Below are 18,428 nucleotides of genomic sequence, written 5' to 3'. Positions count from 1 at the left end.
CCGCACGCCATGCCACGACCGGAGAGGTGCCCCGTGGGGCCGACAGGACGCCCCCGGCACCGTCAAAAGTTTTTGGTGAAGCCTTGTTCAAAAAGCTTCGAAAGACGCCGCCATTTTGAAAAAAGGCGACACCCAAAAACTTTTGTTATTCATCAACGGGTCTGTCACGATGGCGCAAGGGGAAAATGACACGCTACTTCATGGCCGGGGCCGATGGGCCGCAGGGCGGGCGTCTCCACCCCGCAGCGGTCCTGCACATATGGGCAGCGTGTATGGAAGCGGCACCCGGCGGGGCGGTTGACGGGGCTGGGTATGTCGCCCCCCAGCGGCGGCGGGGGAGGGGCGCCCACCACGGGACGGGGCACGGCGGCGGTCAGGGCGGCGGTGTAGGGATGGGCGGGATGGTGCAGCACATCATCCGTCGCCCCGATTTCGACAATCGCGCCCAGATACATGACGGCCACGCGGGTGGAGACCTGCCGCACCACCGCAAGGTCATGCGCCACGAACACATAGGTCAGCCCGAGGCGTGCGCGCAGGTCGGCAAACAGGTTGACGATCTGCGCCTGCACCGAGACATCCAGCGCCGAGACAGGCTCATCGGCCACCACCAGCCGGGGGGACAATGCAAGCGCGCGGGCGATGTTGATGCGCTGGCGCTGCCCGCCGGAAAATTCGTGCGGATACCGCGCCAGCGCGCCAGCAGGCAGGCTGACCAGGTCCATGAGGTCGCGCACGCGCCGTTCGATGTCCGCCGCCCGCCGCCTGCGCCCGTCCGGCCCGCGATGGACACGCAGGGGTTCGGCCAGCAGGTCCCCGATGCGGCGGCGCGGGTTCAGGCAGGCGCTGGAATCCTGGAACACCATCTGCATGCGGGGGCGCAGCGGGCGCAGGCGGCGTTCGGGCAGGGTGGTGATGTCGCGGCCTTCAAACATCACCTGTCCCGCTGATATGTCCGTCAGCCGCAGCATGCACCGCCCCAGCGTTGACTTGCCGCAGCCGGACTCCCCCACCAGCCCCAGCATCTCGCCCGGCATGACCGACAGGGATATGCCGTCCACCGCCACCAGGTGCTGCCCATGGCCCACATGGTATGTCTTGGACAGGTTGCGCACCGCCATCAGCGGGGCGTGGGGTGGTGTATCGGTCATGGGCATGTATTCCCCCATGCGGGCGTGCGCGGCGGCAGGGGCGTGCCCTCGGCTGGCAGCACGCAGGCCGCCGCATGGCCGGGGCCAAGCGGCGCCAGCGCGGGCGGGGCCGTCGTGCAGGCGGCGTGGACATGGGCGCAGCGGGGGCCGAACGCGCAGCCGGGCGGGCGCTCCACCGGCTGGGGCGGCGCACCGGCAATGGCGGGCAGGCGGTCGGGCCGCGGGCCATAAAGCGGCGGGATGGAATCCAGCAGGGCGGCGGTATAGGGATGGCCAGGATGGCCGAATACCCGGCCCGATGGCCCCGTTTCCGCCACCCGGCCCGAATACAGCACCAGCGTGGCGTCACAGGTCTGGGCCACGACGCCCATGTCATGCGTAATCAGCAGCACTGACGACCCGTACGTGCCGCGCAGGGACCGGATCAGGTCAAGGATCTGCGCCTGCACCGTTACATCCAGCGCGGTTGTCGGTTCATCGGCAATCAGCAGCGTGGGGTTGCAGGACAGCGCCATGGCGATCATCGCGCGTTGCCGCAGGCCGCCCGATAGCTGGTGCGGATAACGGCCCGCCACGCGTTCGGGGTCGGGCACGCCCATGTCACCCAGTATCCGCACCGTGCGTGCGCGCGCCTGCGTGCGGGAGAGGCGTTCATGGGCGCGGATCTGTTCATCAATCTGCCAGCCGATGGTATAGACGGGGGTGAAGGCCGTCATCGGGTCCTGGAAGATCATGGCGATGTCGCGCCCGCGCAGGCGGCGCATCTGGCGTGGCGGCAGCCCGACCAGTTCCCGCCCGCGAAAACGCACCGACCCGCTGACCTGCGCCCCCGGCGTGTCGATCAGCCCCATGATCGCCATGGCGGTGACGGACTTGCCGGACCCGGATTCCCCCACCAGCCCCAGTATCCCCGCTTCCGGCACGCTGAAGGAGACATGTTCGACAATCGGCACCATGCGTCCGCGCGCGGGGAAGCTGACACACAGGTCACGGACATCCAGCAGCGGGATCGCGGGATCAGCCTGCATCACGCACCCTCGGGTCAAGGAACAGGTAGACCACGTCCACCGCCGCGTTGGCCAGCACCACGAACACGGCGGAATACATGACGGTGGCCATGATGACCGGCAGGTCCAGCGTGGTCAGCGCGCGATAGGTCAGGCGGCCGACACCGGGCAGGCCGAACACCACTTCGGTCAGCAGCGCGCCGCCGCCCACCAGTTGCGCGAAATCCATCCCGAACAGGGAGACGAACGTGACCATGGACGTGCGCAGCCCGTGCCACAGCAGCACGCGCGCGGGCGACAGCCCCTTGGCGCGCGCGGTGCGCATGAAATCCTCGCCCGCCAGGGTGACAAGGTCGGTGCGCAGCACGCGGCTGTATATGCCGATGAACATGACCGCCAGCACGGTCCATGGAATGACCAGGGCGCGGAGCCACCCCAGCGGGCTTTGGCTGAACGGCACGTAACCCAGTCCCGGCACCCATGAAAACAGCCATGTGTCATGATAGCGGTTCTGGGTGACCAGGTTGGCGACTTCCCCCAGCCAGAATACGGGAATGGAAATGCCCACCAGCCCCAGCATCATAAGCCCCCGGTCAACCCATGTATCCTTCATGGCGGCGGCGACCGTGCCCATGGCGATGGAAACCGTAACCCAGATGAACGCCGCCCCGCACACAAGGCAGGCCGTGACGGGGGCGGCCTGCATGATTTCGGGCACTACCCGTTCGCCACGGTTGGCGTAGGATGCAAGGTCGCGGGTGATGAACAGCTTCTTCATCATGATCGCGTACTGTACCGGCAGCGGGCGGTCGAAGCCGTATTCGTGGCGCACTTTTTCCATGGTCTGTGGCGATGCGTTCCGCCCGGCGATGCGCGCGGTGGGGTCCGCGCCCGGCGTTGCGAAAAAGACGCCGAACACCAGTACCGACACGCCAAGCAGCACCAGCAGCGTCTGGCCCGCGCGGCGCAGCAGGGCGGTCATGGACGCCGCCCCCCGTCGCGCACGTCCAGCGCGTCACGCAGCCCGTCGCCAAGGATGTTCAGCGCCAGCACCACGACCACGATTGCAAGCCCGGGTGCGACGGCCACCATGGGGCGGGTATAGATCAGGCCCTCGCCATCCTGGATGATGGTCCCCCACGACGGCTGTGGCGCCTGCACCCCCAGCGAGAGGAAGGACAGCGCGCTTTCCGCCAGCAGCGCCAGCGCCATCAGCAGCGGGCCGAGTGTGACCAGCGTGGTCATGACATTGGGCACGATGTCGCGCAGCATGATCCGCCATCCCGGCACGCCCAGGCAGCGCGCGGCGGTTACGAATTCCGCCTGCCGCAACGCCATCACCCGCCCGCGTATGGGGCGCGCGGCATAGGGCACGTAAACCAGCGCGATGATCATGACGGGGATGGACAGGCTGTCCGCCCGCAGCACGAACGGGCCAAGGCGCACCTGCTGGCTGGTCATGACAATGGAAAGCGATATGGCGAACAGGTAGACCGGCACCGCCCACATGATATCCATGATCCGCGACAGGACGGTATCGACAATCCCGCCGAAAAATCCCGCGACAATCCCCACGCCCGCCGCCAGCAGCAGGCACGTGATGGCCGCCCCGGCCGAAATCAGCAGCGAATTGCGACCGCCATACAGCAGGCGGGCCATCACGTCGCGCCCCTGGCTGTCGGCGCCCAGCATGTAGGTTGTGCGCCATGTCGGCCCGATGGGGCTGAGGCCAAGGTGCAGCGGGTTGTCATTGGGCTGCATGATGTCCATCTCGTGCCCGTCCAGCACGATGGTGCCCGCCACGGTGGACTGGAACGGGTCGGTCCGGGCAATGGTATGGGCATAGAACGGGGCCAGCAGGCACGCCACTGTTACGACCCCAAGCACGCCCAGCGCCATGATGGCCGAAGGGGTGCGTGCAAGCACGCGCGCGGCCTGCCGCCATGGGCCGGGGGATGCGGGCTGGGTCTGGGCGGACATGATGGTATGGCACTCAGAAACATGGGTTCAGGACACGGATGCAGGGTGGCACCATATCCCGCGCTTGCGAAGGGGCTGTCATGACCGGGGCCATGTTTTATCCGGTTTTGCCGGCTGGCCGGGCATGGCTTGCGGGCGAAGCATGTTCCATGACGGGTAAAGGTGCCATGCGCGCGGCTCTGGCCCCTTCGGGCGTAAGCAGGCCCAGACCGCTGATTATAAGACGTTTTTGGTGAAGATTTTTTCAAAACGTTTCGGAAAACGCCGTCTTTTCCAAAAACGGCGCCACCCGGCAATTTTGGTTTTCTTGTCAATCGGCCGGTCAGTCCCGGGCATCAGCCGCATCGTCATGGTTTTCCATCCGGGCGACAGCCGTGGCGAAGCTGGGGGCAAGCGGCAGGAGCGGGGCCATGGTCGCCTGCCATGCATGGTACAGGTCGGCCTTGCCTTCATACACCACGGCGGACGGGCGGTTGTCGCGGTCCAGTTCCTGTATCCACCCGCCATGCCTGCGGTCGATCATGAAGGTGTCGATATAATCCCACAGCGTGCGGTACCAGTGTTCATACTGCCGGTGGTCCGTGCGTTTGAGCAGGGCGGCGGCGGCCGTCATGGCTTCCGCCTGGCACCAGTGGGGGCGGTTATGGACCACGGGTTCATGGTTCCAGTCGATCGTGTAAACCAGCCCCGGCGCGCCATCGCGCGCCCATCCCGCCGTCATGCCGTTATGGAACAGTTCGGTGGCGTCTTCCAGCAGCCACGCGGGCGCGCGGCCATCGGCGCGCAGCAATGCGGCCTCCAGCTTCAGCAGCAGGTGCGCCCATTCCGTGAAATGGCCCGGCGTCATGCCATAGGGCCGTAGCGGATCAGCGGGCCGGTCCCGGTTGTAATCGTCCTGCCGCCGCCAGTCGCGGTCGTAATGTTCGGGCAGGCTGTAACCCGCATCGCGCGCCAGGGTATGGATGAAGCGCTCGGCCACGCGCAGGCCGCGGTTGCGCCAGATGGGGTCGCCGGTGACATCGGCTGCCGCCATGCAGGCTTCAAGCGAATGCATGTTGGCGTTCGCACCCCGGTAATCTTCCTCATCCGACCAGTCGGCGGCGAAGCTTTCACGGAAAACGCCTTCGTCCTCGCTCCAGAAATGCCGCTCCCAGACGGCAAGCGCCTTGTCCAGCAGCCTGCGCGCGCCCGCGATCCCCGCAACCGTGGCCGAGGATGCCGCCAGCACGACAAAGGCATGCAGGTACGCCTGCTTGCGCCCGGCATCCGGTTCTTGCCCATCGGTGGGCGGGGCAGGGAACCAGCCGCCGTTTTCATGGTCCGCCAGTGGCCCCAGCAGGCAGTTGACCCCATGGGCCGCCAGCGGCCCGCATCCGGGCAGGCCACGCCCCGTTGCTACGGCATAGACATGGGTCATGCGCGCGCCCAGCGTGGTGTCGGGCATGGCACCGGGTGGCAGGTTGCCCCGGTCGTCCAGCGCCGCGAAGCCGCAGGCCACGCGGGCGGTCCTGGAAAAATCCAGCAGGCGCTGTCCCTGCATGTCCAGCCAGCGCCGGTGGGGCAGGCGGCGCAACCATGACGATGCCGGCACCATGAGCGAGGGCAGCGCTTCACCCATTGATGATCATGCCCCCGTTCACGTGCAGCGTCTGCCCGGTCACGTATGATGAATCCTGTGCGGCAAGGTAGACATAGGCCGGGCCAAGCTCGCAGGGCTGGCCGATGCGGCCCATGGGTGTATCCTTGCCAAGGGCTGCGACCGCCAGCGGGTCCACCGGCCCCCAGCTTGCCGGCTGCAGGGGCGTCCAGACCGGGCCGGGCGCGACCGCGTTGACCCGTATGCCCCTTGGGGCAAGCTGCAGCGCAAGCGCACGGGTAAAGCCCATTTCCGCCGCCTTGGTCGTGGTATAGGCGACCAGCGCCGCATTGCCCGCAAACGCATTGACCGAGGATGTGTTGATGATCGCGCTGTCGCGGCCCAGATGCGGCAGGGCCGCGCGGGTCAGGTAGAAATAGCCGTTGATGTTCACGTCCATGTGGCGCTGCCAGGTTTCGTCCGTGATATCGGCCAGGTCGCTGCTGACGTACTGGACGGCGGCGTTGTTGACCACCACATCAAGCCCGCCAAGGACCTGTACCGTACGCGCCACCGCGTCATCGCACACCGTGCTGCATGATACGTCGCCACGTATGGCCAGCGCGCGGCCCCCTTCGGCCTTGATCAGGCGCACCGTTTCGTTGGCGTCCTCGTCCTCTTCCAGGTACATGATGGCGACATCGGCCCCTTCGCGCGCGAAATGCAAGGCGGCGGCGCGGCCTATGCCGCTGTCGCCGCCGCTGACCAGCGCGCGCCGTCCCGCCAGCTTGCCGCTGCCTTGGTAATCAGCGCGGATATGCTCCGCCGGCGGGTCAAGCAGGCGTTCAATGCCGGGTTGGTGGGGCTGGCTCTGTGCGGGAATGCTGTGGGACATGCGCGGCCTCCGTCATGTGGTTTGCAGGATGTGCCCATAAGGGGATGCCCGTAAGGGAAAGGTTGGGAAAACCGCCCGTCACGCCCCCATGCCCGCCTTTTTAACGGCATGCGCGCACGCATCGCGTCGCGCCGGGATATCAAGGTCGGTCATGCGCGGCATGGCGCCGGCACCGGGCTGCAGGACGCCCGCCGTGCCATAGGCGTAATCCATGTTGCCGTGTTCGTCTGGCGGGACCGCGCCGGTGTTGCGGATCAGCGTATCCATGAGCGGCGTGACACCGGCATGCTCCGCCAGGCCATTTTCGATGCAGAAATTCAGGTATCCCGCCAGCCGCGCGCCCGGCGCCGCGTCGATCATGGCCTGCGGCGTTCCGGCCGGTGGCATGACCATGTCACGCGCCATGGCGGGCAGCGTGCCGCACCCGAACAGGACGCCGATTGTCATGGCAGGCAGGGTCATCATTGGACGGTACGACATTCGTGGCATCCTTCTGGCGGGACGTGAAATGACGTGGCTGGGTGGGATGGCGCGTTCGGGCTGGCTCTTTTGACCCTTTGCGGCCATCATGTGTCGCGTGTTAAACCCGCCTGACGGCGACAGGTTGCATCAGGCGGGGCACAGGAAGCGGCATGGGCGCGCGGCCTGTCCGGCCGGGCGGATATGGGCTATGCTCCAGGGCAGGGGCGGGCATCATGATCCCTCGCCCCATGTCGTGCAGGAAGGAAAGAACCGATGTCGGCACCCGCGCAGCACCTATGTGTGGACGGACTGGTTCCCGCCGTGGCATCGGTCGTGGCGGGCGAGGCGGACATGATCGCGGACATGGCCAATATCGCGGCCATGGTTTTCGAGGCGCTGCCCGACCTGAACTGGGCGGGATTCTATATCTGGAAAGAAGGCCAGCTTGTGCTGGGGCCGTTTCAGGGGCGCGTGGCCTGCACCCGCATCGCCTGTGGCAGGGGGGTATGCGGGACGGCGGCGCAGGAACGGCGGACGCTGGTTGTGCCCGACGTGCATGCCTTTCCCGGCCATATCGCCTGTGACGCCGCCTCGGCTTCCGAAATCGTGGTGCCGGTCATCGCGGGGGACCGGCTGCTGGGCGTGCTGGATATCGACAGCCCGGTGCCAGACCGTTTTTCCGATGCCGACCGGATCATGCTGGAAAAGATCGTTGACCTGCTGGTGCATGCCGTCACGGCCGGGGCGGCGGGGGACAGCCATATCCCCATGTAAGGGCGGGCTGCCCGGCCCATGGCCGGGCAGCCCGCAAGGGGATCAGGAATTCCCATACCTGATATAGTTGGTCAGTTCACCCAGCAGGCTGTCAAGGAACGTGCGCGGCTGGGGATTGCCCGGTGTCGCGGCAGGATCGACGGGCGGGGGCGGGGTCTTGCCGGATGCGAGCTGCCAGAGATATTCCGCCCACAGCCGTTCGGCCTGCATGGAAACAGCCGCCTTGCGCAGGTTGTCCAGCGCGCTTGCCGCATCCGCATCGCCGCGTTTGACAAGGGGGATCAGGGCTTCAGCCGCATCACTGATGCGGGCCTGGCTTTCCTCGATATGGGTGCCCAGCGTGAAGTAGGCTTCGGCAATGGTCCTGGTGTCCATGATGTGATCTTCCTCTCCCGGCTACAGGGCGTGCGAGCTTAACGCACCCGTGGCACAGGCGCCAATCAGGGGAGGTATGCCCTGCGCACGCCCCGCAGCGACAGGGCAGGGGCATGGGCATGAAAAAAGCCCGGCACCACCATGCCGGGCTTTCGTAGTGTGGGTGTGGCGTTTCAGAACAGGAAGATCAGCGCCGTCGAGATGGCGAACGCGGCGGCGATCAGCGCCGGCCCCGCGATATCCCATCCTTCAAGGCGTCCGGTCCGTGGTGTGCCAGCAAGGCGCTGGCGGCGCAGGTGTATCCACATTGTAGCCTCCGGCAGAAGCGTTCAGGCCAGCGGCGTCCCGATCAGGGCACGGGCTGGACCATCATATGAAGATAAACGACAGCCATAGTGCGAGCGTAAGCAGGACCATGCCGATGCCGATCATGTCGATGACATCGGGATTGGAGCGGTAGCGGGTTCCCCTATCCATGGTAACCTCCAGTCCGGGTGAAAAAATCACCCGATGGAGGCGATGTAGGCACGCAGGGACCGGGCGGAAAGGGGCAGGCATGCCCCACAAGTGCTAAGGCGGCCCCGTTGGTTCATCACGTTTATGGCATCATGCCCGCCAGGCCGCGCCGCATCCGGTGCGGGCTGGCGGGGCGGGGGTGGATAAGCGGGGGCCGCTCAGTCCCCGGCCTGTTCCAGTTCATCATTGATCTTCAGCGCAAGGCGCGCCATTTGCAGCGCCCCTTCTTTGCTGCCCGCGCCGCATATGAAGCGCGCGGGATGGGCGAATACCGCATCGGGCACGCCCGATACCCTGGCCAGTGTTTCCCCGTCCAGCCCGCGCCATGCCTCGGGCAGGGAGACGCGCTGCCCGAAATCACCGCGAGTGGGGGGCACCGCCTTGACGTTCCAGCGGCCGGGGGCGGCGGGGGAGACGACGTAGACGACGGGCAGGTCGTTTTCAAAAATGACCTTCTCGGTCGGCATGCCCGTATCCATCAGCAGGATGCGCTTGTCCTCGGCCGCCTCATAGGCGGCCATGACCCGGGCCGCCGCCTTCAGGCTGGCGCGCACGCGGTCCACCACGTTGACCAGGTGGGAGGCCACGGTCGTCGCGGCATTGGCGAAGCCCAGCGTCTCGCGCCGCTTCGCTTCCTCGGGGCCATACAGCTCGGTGGTGTCCCATGCCGGGCGGCAGGACGATACGATATCGGCCAGCGACAGCCTGCCCATTTTCACAACGCCATTGTCGTCCTCGTCAATCGGCTGGACCAGTGACCTGTCGATGGCCTGCCATATGGCGGCAATATCCGCTTCATCCACCTGCGCTTGCACGATGTTGCGGATGGCGGCGACCCCGTAATCCTTCCACAGCAGGCCCGCCGCGCTGTAGGGCGTTCCGTCATCACGCAGGGGCTTGTCCTTCATGTGATGGTCGTAACGGCCATTTTCCGGGGCATACTGCCCCCCCACGTCAAACACGATATCGGACGCCGCGATCCGTTCGGGCGCGCGCGAACGGGTAAATTCCAGCCGGTCAGCGGACCTGTCGCCCAGAATGCGTGCGCGCAGGTCACCTTCCGGCGCAAGGGCGTAGTGAAGGATGACATATCCCAGCGTCTCATCAACGTGGAAATTCCCCGAATGGGTCAGCGCGCGGACGGGGGCGGCTGCATTATCAAGACCAATGGGGGTATGTTCGGACATGGGGAACCTGCTGACAGACTGGAATGGAATTCTGGTATGCCCCCTCATGCCGCAAAGGCCAGCCCAAGACAACAGGCATCCTTACCGCGCCGCCAGCGCCGGGCGCAGGGTGAAAATCCCGTACTTCATGCCCTTGATGGCGACATGTCGCGTGAGGGACCGATGATGCCGCAGTCGGTGTCCGTATTAAATAAGGCAATGATAAACAAAGTAAAAGTTTTTGGGTGCCGCCTTTATCCAAAAAGGCGGCGTTTCCCGAAGCTTTAAACTTTTCCATGATCGCCAGGCAGAGCAGGATCAACAGGCACCACGGGCATCACGCGGGTGGTGTTTTCCACGCTGCTGGTCTTCATGCCAGTACAGCGGGTGGTCCCGGCGCGGGTCATGGCACCCGGCAAGGCAGATGGTCATGGCACAGGCCATGACGATCCGGGAAATATGGCGCATGACCTTCTCCCTGTCGCTGCGCCTGTGCAACGCAGGCGCGGGGGGAAGGTTTGAAGGAGATGCAAGGCACGCTGTTCCCCCGGGGGCAGGGTGGATGCGCTCTGTCGCCGGTTATGGCGTGCCGCGCCATGCACTGACGGCATCCATGCCGGTTTTCAGCAGGTCCGCCGTGCGTCCGGGGCTGTCACCTTCCACATAGACCCGCAGTTCCGGCGCGTTGCCCGAGGGGCGCAGGTGCACGATTTCCCCATTTGCAAAGGTCATGCGCAGGCCGTCGGTTTCATCGACATGCGCAAGCCCGCCACAGGCGTCCACCAGCCCCAGTGCCGCGGCCCCCCTGGCCGGGTCCGCGCGCAGCGCGGCAATCCGCGCCTGGCTCTGCGCCGTCGGCATGTCCACCAGCCGGTCGCTGAGCGTGAAGCGCGGGGGAAGGGCGGCCACAAGCCCCGCCAGGTCCACGCCCTGCCGCCGTGCGGCGACCAGCGCGCAGATCATGGGCAGGATGGAATCCCGCGTGGGCAGTGCGCCAAGGGTACGGGCACCCTGCGTCACGTCACTGGCCAGCAGGAAACCGCCATTGGCTTCATACCCGACGGAGGGCAGCAGTCCGGCCCCGGCCGCTTCGGTCATGGCCGCGACGACAAAGGGGGAGCCGATGCGGGTGCGCCGTATGTCACGGGCAAAACCGGCCTGTTCCAGCGCAGTGTTGCTGCTGACCGGCGTGGTTACGGCGGCAGCGCCCAGGAAGCGGGCGGCAATGATCCCCAGCACGTCCCCCCGCAGCCAGTCGCCATGCCGGTCGGCCAGTAGCGGGCGGTCGGAATCGCCATCGGTGGTCAGGATGGCGTCCAGCGTGCCATCGCTGGCCCATTCGCGCGCCAGGGCGGCGTCTTCGGGGCGCACGGCCTCGGTATCGACGGGAATGAACGTGTCCATGCGGCCCAGCGGCACGGCGGTGCCGCCCAGCGCCTCGACAATCTCCACCATCACGTCACGCCCCACGGCGGAATGCTGGTAGATGCCCAGCCGCAGCCCCGACAGGGCATCGGGGCCGAAGAAGTCACGGTAACGGGCGACAAAGCCCGGCACGACATCGGTGATGACGGGCAGGGTGATGCCACGCGCCAGCGCGCCGGCCGCGTCAAACCAGCCATCGGGCAGGGTCACGTCCTGTTCGCGCATGGCGGCCTCGTCGGCCTTGAGGAATTCGCCGCGCGCGCGGTTGAACTTGATGCCGTTGCGATCGGCCGGGATATGGCTGCCCGTTACCATGAGTGACGGAATACCCAGCGTGAACGCATGCAGGCACAGCGCCGGTGTCGGCACGTACCCGCAGAAAACCGGCACGCCCCCCATATAGGTAATGGCCGCGATACAGGCGCGCAGGATGCGCGGCGTGCTGGGGCGCAGGTCGCCTGCCACCGCGACCTGCGTACCGGGTGCGAATTCACCCACGCCGGCCAGATGCCGGAGATAGCCCACCGTATAGGCAAAGCAGACGGAATCCGTCATGGCGGTCACAAGGCCACGTGCGCCGCTGGTACCGAAGGCGACACCGGACTGCTTCATCCACTGGGCTATTTTCATGTATTTTTCTCACAACTGTGACGGGGCAGGGCGCATGTTGACCCGACTGGACACATGCGGGACGGCGGGGATGGCGGACAGGGCCGGGCAGGCCCGCAGCCGGGGGCGGGCGGGCTTCGGCCCATCATGTCGCACCGTCTTTTTTCCATCAGGATCATGCCGTCCAGTGGATCATGAAAATGCGGCTGGAAAAAGCCTCCTGTTTCCATCTGGCGCGCAATGGGGCGGGGACCTGCCATGGGGCGCATGACAGGCCTGTCGGATCATGCCCCCCGCGCGATGGAAAAGGGGGCAGGGATCAATCCAGCGTCGCCGGCACGTTCGCCACACCCGCGCCAGGGCACGACTTCGCGACCTGCATGCGCTGGATGGCTTCCATCTTGCCTTTTTCACGTGCGAGAACCCCCGCCACGTCCGATCCGGTCATTTCAGACAGCGGCACGCCCAGCGCCAGCACGCCCCATGTATCGGTCTTGTGCGCCCGGCGCTGCTTGTTGGTCAGGCCCTCCAGCACGTCGCCTTCCTTCAGTTCTTCCTGACCAAGCTGCTGGCAGTCCATGCTGGCATAGGCGGTATCAGGCACATAGCTGGGCTTGACGTCCTTCGGGCTGGACGCGCACCCGGCCAGCAAGGCGAGGCCCGACAGGGCCAGAATTCTTTTCATTACATTCCCTCCATGAACACGAAGGGGGTGTTACATACCGTCACATTGTCAGGTAGCCGCAAACTGCATGGCAGCGACGCATCCGCCGGGTCCCGGCGCGTGGGGCAAGGCGCCATGGCCGGGTGGATGGACCATGCCATCCCCTGATGAATCGCTGTTTACGGCCCCTGTGCCGCCCTGCCACAACCATGGGCAGGGCGGCATGGGGCGGTATGGCATGATGGCGCACCGTCTGTATCAAAATCTGTCAGCCGCGTTGCGCCGGCTGGCGCGTATCCCGTCCACGTCCGCTTACGCGGCGGTATCGACCAGTATGATTTCACTGTCCTCCAGCGCATGGACACGAAGCGTCGGGGTATCGGAAATGGCGGCGCCGTCACGTTCATGCACGGGCGTGCCCTCGATTTCCACGCTGCCGCGCGCGGGCACCAGATAACCAAGCCGGTCCGCGCCCAGCGGGTAATCGACAACCTGCCCCGCCTTCAGCGTCGCGCCCAGCACGCGGGCATCGGCATGGATCGGCAGGGCGTCGCCATCTCCCGCATGGCCCGAGGCGAGGACCACGAAACGTCCCGCCCGGTCCCCCCTGGGAAAGGATCGCGTGCCCCATGACGGCGCATGGCCCGCACGGTCGGGCATGATCCAGATCTGGAACAGGCGGGTGGCCACGTCCTCGCGGTTGTGTTCGGCATGGCGGATGCCGGTGCCCGCCGACATGACCTGCACATCGCCCGCATCCGTCCGCCCGGTGTTGCCAAGGCTGTCGGTGTGGGTGATCGCGCCTTCGCGGATATAGGTGATGATTTCCATGTCCCGGTGCGGGTGGGTGCCAAAGCCGGTGCCGGGGGCGATCATGTCATCATTCCATACCCGCAGCGCGCCCCAGTGCATGCGGGCGGGGTCATGGTAATGCGCGAACGAGAAATGGTGGCGCGCATCCAGCCAGCCATGGTCGGCGTGGCCCAGCTGGCCAAAGGGGCGGACTTCAATCATCGGTTTTCTCCTGTTGGCTGTGTTGGCCATGAGGACACGTTAGCGCCCGGTCTCCATTGCGTATATGGAAATGAAAGAAAGGCATCATTTCCATTTATTGCCCATTGGGCGTTCCGGGAAGGGAGACATGCCCGAGGCGATAAGTTATGGAAACGGGCAGTGGGAATCATTGCGTGGGATTGTGCAATGCGGCTGCCGGATTTCGAGGCATGGGCCATTTTCGCAAAGGTGGCGGAACGCGGCTCCTTCGCGCGCGCGGCGGAGGATATCCAGCTATCCAAGCCCACCGTGTCCAAGGCCATAGGCCGGCTGGAGCAGTCGCTGGGCGTTGCCCTGTTCAACCGCAATTCACGCCAGATGTCGCTGACCGAGACGGGGCGCATGCTGCTGGGGCATGCCAACCGGATACTGGCGGAAGCCGAGGCCGCGGAAATGGAAGCCCGTGGCGGCACGCTGACGCCATCTGGCCTGATCCGGGTCGCGGCCCCCATGGTGTTCGGGGTCCGGCATCTCGCGCCCCTGTTGCCGGATTTCCTTGTGCGCCACCCCGAGATCGACATCACCATCGATTACAGCGATGCCATCGTGGACCTGGTGGCGGGGGGCTACGACATGGCGCTGCGCATTGCGTCGCTGGCGGATTCAGCCCTGCTGGCGCGGCGGCTGTGCACGGTGCGGCTGCTGCTTGTGGCGACGCCGGGTTATGTGGAGCGGATCGGCCATCCCGATGATCCCCGCGCGCTGGAAGGGCACAGGAGCTTCGTCTACACCAACACCGCCGCCCCCGGCATGATCCGCCTGCGGCATGAGGGGAACGGGCGGGAATTCGTCCTGTGCCAGACCGCGCGGCTGCGCGCGGACAATGCCGAAACCTTCCTGCCCGCGCTCGCCGCCGGCCTGGGGTTCGGGCTGTTCCCGGAATTCATGGTGTGGGACGGGCTGAAAGCGGGCAGGTTCATCCGGCTCCTGCCCCAATGGGCGGCGGCGCCGGTGGCCCTGTACCTGGTCACCCCCGCCAGCACCCTGCGCCCCATGCGGGTCACGGCCTTCATTGATTACCTGACGGGTGCGTTCGGGCACCCGCCATGGGCGAAGGAAGGCTGACAGACCGGGCAGGACACGCCCGGCGGTAGGCCGGGCGCGCCGGATGGGTCAGGAAGCCAGTTTTCTGGCCAGTCCCGCCACATGCCCGCCCAGGAAGCGCGCGCCATCCAGTTCGGTGGCGCTGGGCTGGCGCGACCCGTCACCGGCCGCGATCGTGGTGGCGCCATAGGGCGCGCCGCCGGTCACTTCATCCACCTTTAGCTGCCCCTGGAAGGTGTAGGGCAGGCCGGTAATCACCATGCCGTGGTGCAGCAGGTTGGACATGAGCGAATACAGGGTCGTTTCCTGCCCGCCATGCTGCGACGCGGTGGAGGTAAAGACCGCGCCCACCTTGCCCACCAGCGCGCCCTTCAGCCACAGGCCGCCCGTCTGGTCCCAGAAATTGGCCATCTGTGAGGGCAGCCGCCCGAAACGCGTCGGCGCGCCGACAATGATCGCATCATATTCGGGCAGTTCCGCCGTAGTGGCGATGGGGGCGGCCTGCCCGGTCTTGAAATGATGGGCTTTCGCCACGTCTTCGGGCACCAGTTCGGGCACGCGTTTCACGTCCGCCTCCAGCCCCGCCGCACGGACCCCTTCCGCCACGGCATGGGCCATGGTCTCGACATGGCCGTAGGTGGAATAATACAGTACGAGAACCTTGGACAATTTCGTAATCCCTTGCTGCGTCATGGACGGCTTTCCGCCCGGCTGCGTGAAAGCACGCCGTTGATGGATGGAAGTTTATGGCGGCCTTCCTGACAATACGCCGCGCAGCAGGGCTGCATACGCCAAAATCGGAAACGCTTCGTTTCCCGTCCTTGTGTTGCGTGCGCGCAGCCGGGATCAGGTGCCGGCAAGCGGCCGCCAGCCCCCGTCGGCGCGGCCGAACATGGGAATATGGCCAAGGGCATGCACACGTCCCGGCACGCCGGGGCCTGTTTGCTCCAGTTCGGCCCGCCAGGCCCAGCCCTCGGTCAGGACTGCCGTGATGCCGACGACCTGCGCCTGTACCGCGTGCATGAGCCGGATGGCCGCCGCCGCCGTCCGGCCGGTGTTCAGCACGTCATCCATGACCACGACGCGCCTGCCGCGCACGCGTTCGACAAGGGCGGGATCAAGATACAGGTGCTTGGCCTGATCGGGGCTGGTGGAGGATGTCAGGCATTGCGACAGCGCATCGTCGTACCAGAATTTGCGCGAGTGCCCCAGCGCGACGTAGTCACTGAACCCCAGCTTTTCCGCCACCGGCCGGGCATAGGCCAGCCCCATTGTCGGCACGCCCACGATGACCTCCGGCCCCAGTTCCCGCGCCATGCCGGTCAGCAGGCGCACCAGCGCGCCCTCGACGGCAAATCCCGTCTGGTTGGACATGAGCAGCGCAATCGCCTTTTCCCCGCCCGGCAGGGGACGCAGCGGCAGGACCAGCGTTGATCCATCCACCAGTTGCACGGGATAGGTGGTGTCGTGGCATGTCCGCTCTGCTGTCATGGCGTGCGGGTGCCATTGGGCGTGATAGGGTGGTGTCTGCACGAATGTCTTCCGGTTGGGGCTGTCAGGGCAACAGCCTGTCTGCCCGTTACGATATCCGGCCGGATTCCGGTGCGCCAGTCCCCGCGTGCTATCGCCACACGCCGCTTTCGATCATGCATTGCGTATAGAAATTACGACGTGATGACCTGTTGATGCCAACCGTCGCGCTTTGCGTGGTGACGCTGTTCAGCCCGCGTCCGGCGCATTTGGCGTCCATGTTGCGATACGCGCTGCTGTCGGTTGGCATGACGGCGGCATGGCCGCGTATATAGCCCATTTCCGTGTTGATTTCCTGCACGTGGCGGCTGGTTGCGGGAATGTGGATATGGTACGACCTAGCCTGTGCCGGGACACAGGCGGCGATCGCCAGCAGGGCGAATATGCCGGGGAATACGATTTTCAGGGTCACAGGGGGGCATTACCTCAAAGGTTGAATGATCGCAGCCTACGCGCCCAATGTGGCTGGCCTGTGTTTTGATCCTGTCTTTATTGTAATGGTATCTTGCCGGTCAGGGACCGTGCGTGTCGGTAAAAAGGCGGTCGCCATCCGCCCTTGCGGATGGGCGGCGACCGCCAGCGTGGCCTTACACGCCCACCATGACATCGGACGCCTTGATGATGGCGGTCGCATGCTCGCCAACCTTCAGCTTCAGGTCGGCGACCGCTTCATTGGTAATCGAGGCGGTGATGACGGAACCGCCAATATCGATGCTGACATGGGATGTGGTCGCGCCCTTGGTGATGGACGTGATCCGGCCTGCGATCTGGTTACGTGCGCTGATCTTCATGGTCTGTCTTTCCTTTACGGTGTCGCCATACTGGCTGTAATCACGAAACGGGCGGAAAATCAAACCATGTCCTGTAGCGGGGCCTGCCGGGGCACCATCGTGCCGCCGCCCGTCACGCCGCATGCCTGATCCGGTGCAGGCCATGCCCGTCAATGCTGGCGGTGGCATTCAGGCCCGTGGCAGGGACAGGGTCAGGGGCGGATGACAGGTGACCGGCCATGGAAACATGGTGCCGTTCAGGGCGCGGGCGGTTGCAGGGCAGTCACATAATGCCGCATGGCAGGGGAACGGGGTTGTCTTGTTCCGGCCAGGGAACGTACAATGACCCTGTGGTGACAGGGGCGCGGCCCGGGCTGGATAGGACATGAAGATACCCAAGACCGTAAAAATGGCTGCCATGGTGGCCTTTGCCGCGTTTATGGCGGCAGGCTGCATGCCCCATATGGGATGGGCGCGATCCACCGGGTACAGCCATCTGTACGTTTTTGGCGACAGCTACAGTGATGATGGTGCGGCTGAAGCCATATCGGGTGACGCCATACGCGCGCGGATTACGGGTGCGGTTCCCCTGCCTGCCGCCCCGGCCAGCATGGAGTACTGGCATGGCCGGTGGAGCAACGGCCCGACGGCGGTGGAATACCTGGCCCGGAAGCTTGGGGTCGGGCTGACCAACCTTGCCGTGGGTGGTGCGCGGTGTGGCAGCGGCAATTACTTTGCATGGCTGGACGGATGGCGCGACACGGGATTGCGCGCGCAGGTCCTGTCCTTCATTGCGACAAACCGTAGGGTGGACCCGGATGCCCTTTATGTCCTTGGGGCGTCCGCGAACGATTTCCTGCAGAAAATGGATTATTCAACGCCGGTTTCCCTGCCGGACATGGCATTTGCCTGTGCAACCGACGTGGCTGATGCCACCATGCTCCTGATCCGGCACGGGGCGCGCCATTTCATGGTTTTTGGAAGTTATGGGCTGGATACGATCCCGGCGGTATCGGCCAGCGCGGCAGCCGTGGCGCAGGCCCGGCAGTTTGAAACGGATTTCGACCAGCAGTTGCGTACGGCCCTGCTGCCTGCGGTACAGGCGGGCAATGCCACGATCGGCTGGTTTTCATGGAAGGCGGCAACGGACGCGATCATCCATGACGCCGCCCGTTATCATATCCGTGACGTGACAACGCCGTGCCAGGTCACGCTACCCCAGCCACGCAAGGCCTGCGCCCGGCCCGACACCCATCTGTGGTGGGATGAAATCCACCCCACCGGCAGGGCGCATGGTCTTGTCGCCGCCGCCATGATGAAGGCGCTACGCTGCGGCCCGCATGGCTGCACGCCACCCGACGGGCCGCTGGCCATGCCCAGGTAGCCGGGGCGCGTTACCCGGCATCCGCGAATGGCGCCTGCCCATGGGTG

The 18,428-nt window shown here is 65.6% G+C and carries 22 protein-coding genes; 3 read left to right on the top strand and 19 right to left on the bottom strand.

Going from position 1 to position 18,428, the window contains the following annotated elements; genetic code table 11:
* Positions 1 to 164: 164 nt before the first annotated feature.
* The 7 genes from CFR76_RS02035 to CFR76_RS02005 all read right to left on the bottom strand — a co-directional run bounded on the left by CFR76_RS02035 (position 165) and on the right by CFR76_RS02005 (position 7,089).
* Positions 165 to 1,157 carry an ABC transporter ATP-binding protein gene (locus tag CFR76_RS02035; RefSeq protein WP_208623908.1) on the bottom strand — a complete coding sequence of 331 codons (993 nt, stop codon included), beginning with the start codon at positions 1,155 to 1,157 and terminating at the stop codon, positions 165 to 167.
* Positions 1,148 to 2,179 (bottom strand): ABC transporter ATP-binding protein, encoded by a 1,032-nt coding sequence (locus CFR76_RS02030; protein ID WP_110555592.1) that lies wholly within the window; start codon positions 2,177 to 2,179, stop codon positions 1,148 to 1,150. Before CFR76_RS02030 ends, CFR76_RS02035 begins: the two co-directional genes overlap by 10 nt.
* Entirely contained in the window at positions 2,169 to 3,140 is a 972-nt protein-coding gene (locus tag CFR76_RS02025; protein WP_110555591.1) for an ABC transporter permease, read from the bottom strand. Before CFR76_RS02025 ends, CFR76_RS02030 begins: the two co-directional genes overlap by 11 nt.
* Positions 3,137 to 4,138 (bottom strand): ABC transporter permease, encoded by a 1,002-nt coding sequence (locus CFR76_RS02020; RefSeq protein ID WP_110555590.1) that lies wholly within the window; start codon positions 4,136 to 4,138, stop codon positions 3,137 to 3,139. The genes CFR76_RS02025 and CFR76_RS02020 overlap by 4 nt, the downstream gene beginning before the upstream one ends.
* A gap of 322 nt (positions 4,139 to 4,460) precedes the next feature.
* Entirely contained in the window at positions 4,461 to 5,756 is a 1,296-nt protein-coding gene (locus CFR76_RS02015) for an AGE family epimerase/isomerase (protein ID WP_110555589.1), read from the bottom strand.
* Positions 5,749 to 6,609, bottom strand: coding sequence for an SDR family oxidoreductase (locus CFR76_RS02010; protein ID WP_110555588.1), 861 nt, complete (start codon positions 6,607 to 6,609; stop codon positions 5,749 to 5,751). Before CFR76_RS02010 ends, CFR76_RS02015 begins: the two co-directional genes overlap by 8 nt.
* A gap of 78 nt (positions 6,610 to 6,687) precedes the next feature.
* Positions 6,688 to 7,089 (bottom strand): hypothetical protein, encoded by a 402-nt coding sequence (locus CFR76_RS02005; protein ID WP_110555587.1) that lies wholly within the window; start codon positions 7,087 to 7,089, stop codon positions 6,688 to 6,690.
* Between the two features lie 255 nt (positions 7,090 to 7,344).
* Between CFR76_RS02005 and CFR76_RS02000 the strand changes: the two genes are divergently transcribed.
* Positions 7,345 to 7,845 carry a GAF domain-containing protein gene (locus CFR76_RS02000; protein ID WP_110555586.1) on the top strand — a complete coding sequence of 167 codons (501 nt, stop codon included), beginning with the start codon at positions 7,345 to 7,347 and terminating at the stop codon, positions 7,843 to 7,845.
* A gap of 42 nt (positions 7,846 to 7,887) precedes the next feature.
* Here CFR76_RS02000 and CFR76_RS01995 read toward each other — a convergent pair whose 3' ends face one another.
* The 8 genes from CFR76_RS01995 to CFR76_RS01970 form a co-directional block, all read right to left on the bottom strand.
* Positions 7,888 to 8,220 (bottom strand): hypothetical protein, encoded by a 333-nt coding sequence (locus tag CFR76_RS01995; RefSeq protein WP_110555585.1) that lies wholly within the window; start codon positions 8,218 to 8,220, stop codon positions 7,888 to 7,890.
* A 173-nt stretch (positions 8,221 to 8,393) separates the two neighbouring features.
* Positions 8,394 to 8,528, bottom strand: a complete 135-nt coding sequence (locus CFR76_RS18645; protein ID WP_264986362.1) for a hypothetical protein — start codon at positions 8,526 to 8,528, stop codon at positions 8,394 to 8,396.
* A gap of 366 nt (positions 8,529 to 8,894) precedes the next feature.
* Entirely contained in the window at positions 8,895 to 9,923 is a 1,029-nt protein-coding gene (locus CFR76_RS01990; RefSeq protein WP_110555584.1) for an MYG1 family protein, read from the bottom strand.
* 297 nt (positions 9,924 to 10,220) lie between these two features.
* Complete coding sequence (locus CFR76_RS17910) at positions 10,221 to 10,370, bottom strand: hypothetical protein (RefSeq protein WP_167402030.1); 150 nt, start codon at positions 10,368 to 10,370, stop codon at positions 10,221 to 10,223.
* Positions 10,371 to 10,481: 111 nt separating this feature from the next.
* Positions 10,482 to 11,939, bottom strand: a complete 1,458-nt coding sequence (locus CFR76_RS01985; RefSeq protein ID WP_110555812.1) for a phosphomannomutase — start codon at positions 11,937 to 11,939, stop codon at positions 10,482 to 10,484.
* A gap of 27 nt (positions 11,940 to 11,966) precedes the next feature.
* A complete protein-coding gene (locus CFR76_RS18640) occupies positions 11,967 to 12,092 on the bottom strand; it encodes a hypothetical protein (RefSeq protein WP_264986361.1) in 126 nt (41 codons plus the stop codon).
* Between the two features lie 163 nt (positions 12,093 to 12,255).
* Complete coding sequence (locus CFR76_RS01975) at positions 12,256 to 12,621, bottom strand: hypothetical protein (RefSeq protein WP_025438309.1); 366 nt, start codon at positions 12,619 to 12,621, stop codon at positions 12,256 to 12,258.
* A 291-nt stretch (positions 12,622 to 12,912) separates the two neighbouring features.
* The gene (locus CFR76_RS01970) at positions 12,913 to 13,614 is read right to left on the bottom strand and encodes a pirin family protein (RefSeq protein WP_110555582.1); all 702 of its coding nucleotides are present in this window, start codon (positions 13,612 to 13,614) and stop codon (positions 12,913 to 12,915) included.
* Between the two features lie 186 nt (positions 13,615 to 13,800).
* Between CFR76_RS01970 and CFR76_RS01965 the strand changes: the two genes are divergently transcribed.
* On the top strand, positions 13,801 to 14,718 hold the full coding sequence (locus CFR76_RS01965; protein WP_110555581.1) for a LysR family transcriptional regulator: 918 nt from the start codon (positions 13,801 to 13,803) through the stop codon (positions 14,716 to 14,718).
* 48 nt (positions 14,719 to 14,766) lie between these two features.
* Here the strand turns inward: CFR76_RS01965 and wrbA are convergent, their stop codons facing one another.
* From wrbA to CFR76_RS01945, 4 genes are all read right to left on the bottom strand, one after another.
* Positions 14,767 to 15,366, bottom strand: coding sequence for an NAD(P)H:quinone oxidoreductase (gene wrbA / locus CFR76_RS01960; RefSeq protein ID WP_110555811.1), 600 nt, complete (start codon positions 15,364 to 15,366; stop codon positions 14,767 to 14,769).
* 177 nt (positions 15,367 to 15,543) lie between these two features.
* Complete coding sequence (locus CFR76_RS01955; protein WP_110555580.1) at positions 15,544 to 16,230, bottom strand: phosphoribosyltransferase; 687 nt, start codon at positions 16,228 to 16,230, stop codon at positions 15,544 to 15,546.
* Between the two features lie 88 nt (positions 16,231 to 16,318).
* On the bottom strand, positions 16,319 to 16,639 hold the full coding sequence (locus tag CFR76_RS01950; protein ID WP_110555579.1) for a hypothetical protein: 321 nt from the start codon (positions 16,637 to 16,639) through the stop codon (positions 16,319 to 16,321).
* A 175-nt stretch (positions 16,640 to 16,814) separates the two neighbouring features.
* On the bottom strand, positions 16,815 to 17,018 hold the full coding sequence (locus CFR76_RS01945; protein WP_110555810.1) for a TOBE domain-containing protein: 204 nt from the start codon (positions 17,016 to 17,018) through the stop codon (positions 16,815 to 16,817).
* A 364-nt stretch (positions 17,019 to 17,382) separates the two neighbouring features.
* Here CFR76_RS01945 and CFR76_RS01940 point away from each other — a divergent pair, with 364 nt between their 5' ends.
* Positions 17,383 to 18,381: an SGNH/GDSL hydrolase family protein gene (locus tag CFR76_RS01940; protein WP_110555578.1), complete on the top strand. Its 999-nt coding sequence runs from the start codon at positions 17,383 to 17,385 to the stop codon at positions 18,379 to 18,381.
* Positions 18,382 to 18,428 lie beyond the last annotated feature (47 nt).

This window comes from Komagataeibacter swingsii, from assembly GCF_003207895.1.
In the GTDB taxonomy this organism is placed as follows: domain Bacteria; phylum Pseudomonadota; class Alphaproteobacteria; order Acetobacterales; family Acetobacteraceae; genus Komagataeibacter; species Komagataeibacter swingsii.
The sequence above is the reverse complement of the archived record's forward strand: the minus strand, read 5'-3'. Positions and strand labels throughout refer to the sequence as shown.

Bases quoted from the DNA above. Each gene is read 5' to 3' on its own strand.
- CFR76_RS01975 (WP_025438309.1), bottom strand. From the start codon at position 12,621: ATGAAAAGAATTCTGGCCCTGTCGGGCCTCGCCTTGCTGGCCGGGTGC.
- CFR76_RS02015 (WP_110555589.1), bottom strand. From the start codon at position 5,756: ATGGGTGAAGCGCTGCCCTCGCTCATGGTGCCGGCATCGTCATGGTTG.
- CFR76_RS02025 (WP_110555591.1), bottom strand. From the start codon at position 3,140: ATGACCGCCCTGCTGCGCCGCGCGGGCCAGACGCTGCTGGTGCTGCTT.
- CFR76_RS01995 (WP_110555585.1), bottom strand. From the start codon at position 8,220: ATGGACACCAGGACCATTGCCGAAGCCTACTTCACGCTGGGCACCCAT.
- CFR76_RS02010 (WP_110555588.1), bottom strand. From the start codon at position 6,609: ATGTCCCACAGCATTCCCGCACAGAGCCAGCCCCACCAACCCGGCATT.
- CFR76_RS01970 (WP_110555582.1), bottom strand. From the start codon at position 13,614: ATGATTGAAGTCCGCCCCTTTGGCCAGCTGGGCCACGCCGACCATGGC.
- CFR76_RS02000 (WP_110555586.1), top strand. From the start codon at position 7,345: ATGTCGGCACCCGCGCAGCACCTATGTGTGGACGGACTGGTTCCCGCC.
- CFR76_RS02035 (WP_208623908.1), bottom strand. From the start codon at position 1,157: ATGCCCATGACCGATACACCACCCCACGCCCCGCTGATGGCGGTGCGC.
- CFR76_RS01990 (WP_110555584.1), bottom strand. From the start codon at position 9,923: ATGTCCGAACATACCCCCATTGGTCTTGATAATGCAGCCGCCCCCGTC.
- CFR76_RS01940 (WP_110555578.1), top strand. From the start codon at position 17,383: ATGAAGATACCCAAGACCGTAAAAATGGCTGCCATGGTGGCCTTTGCC.
- CFR76_RS02005 (WP_110555587.1), bottom strand. From the start codon at position 7,089: ATGTCGTACCGTCCAATGATGACCCTGCCTGCCATGACAATCGGCGTC.
- CFR76_RS01985 (WP_110555812.1), bottom strand. From the start codon at position 11,939: ATGAAGCAGTCCGGTGTCGCCTTCGGTACCAGCGGCGCACGTGGCCTT.
- CFR76_RS01945 (WP_110555810.1), bottom strand. From the start codon at position 17,018: ATGAAGATCAGCGCACGTAACCAGATCGCAGGCCGGATCACGTCCATC.
- CFR76_RS02020 (WP_110555590.1), bottom strand. From the start codon at position 4,138: ATGTCCGCCCAGACCCAGCCCGCATCCCCCGGCCCATGGCGGCAGGCC.
- CFR76_RS18645 (WP_264986362.1), bottom strand. From the start codon at position 8,528: ATGTGGATACACCTGCGCCGCCAGCGCCTTGCTGGCACACCACGGACC.
- CFR76_RS01965 (WP_110555581.1), top strand. From the start codon at position 13,801: ATGCGGCTGCCGGATTTCGAGGCATGGGCCATTTTCGCAAAGGTGGCG.
- CFR76_RS17910 (WP_167402030.1), bottom strand. From the start codon at position 10,370: ATGCGCCATATTTCCCGGATCGTCATGGCCTGTGCCATGACCATCTGC.
- CFR76_RS02030 (WP_110555592.1), bottom strand. From the start codon at position 2,179: ATGCAGGCTGATCCCGCGATCCCGCTGCTGGATGTCCGTGACCTGTGT.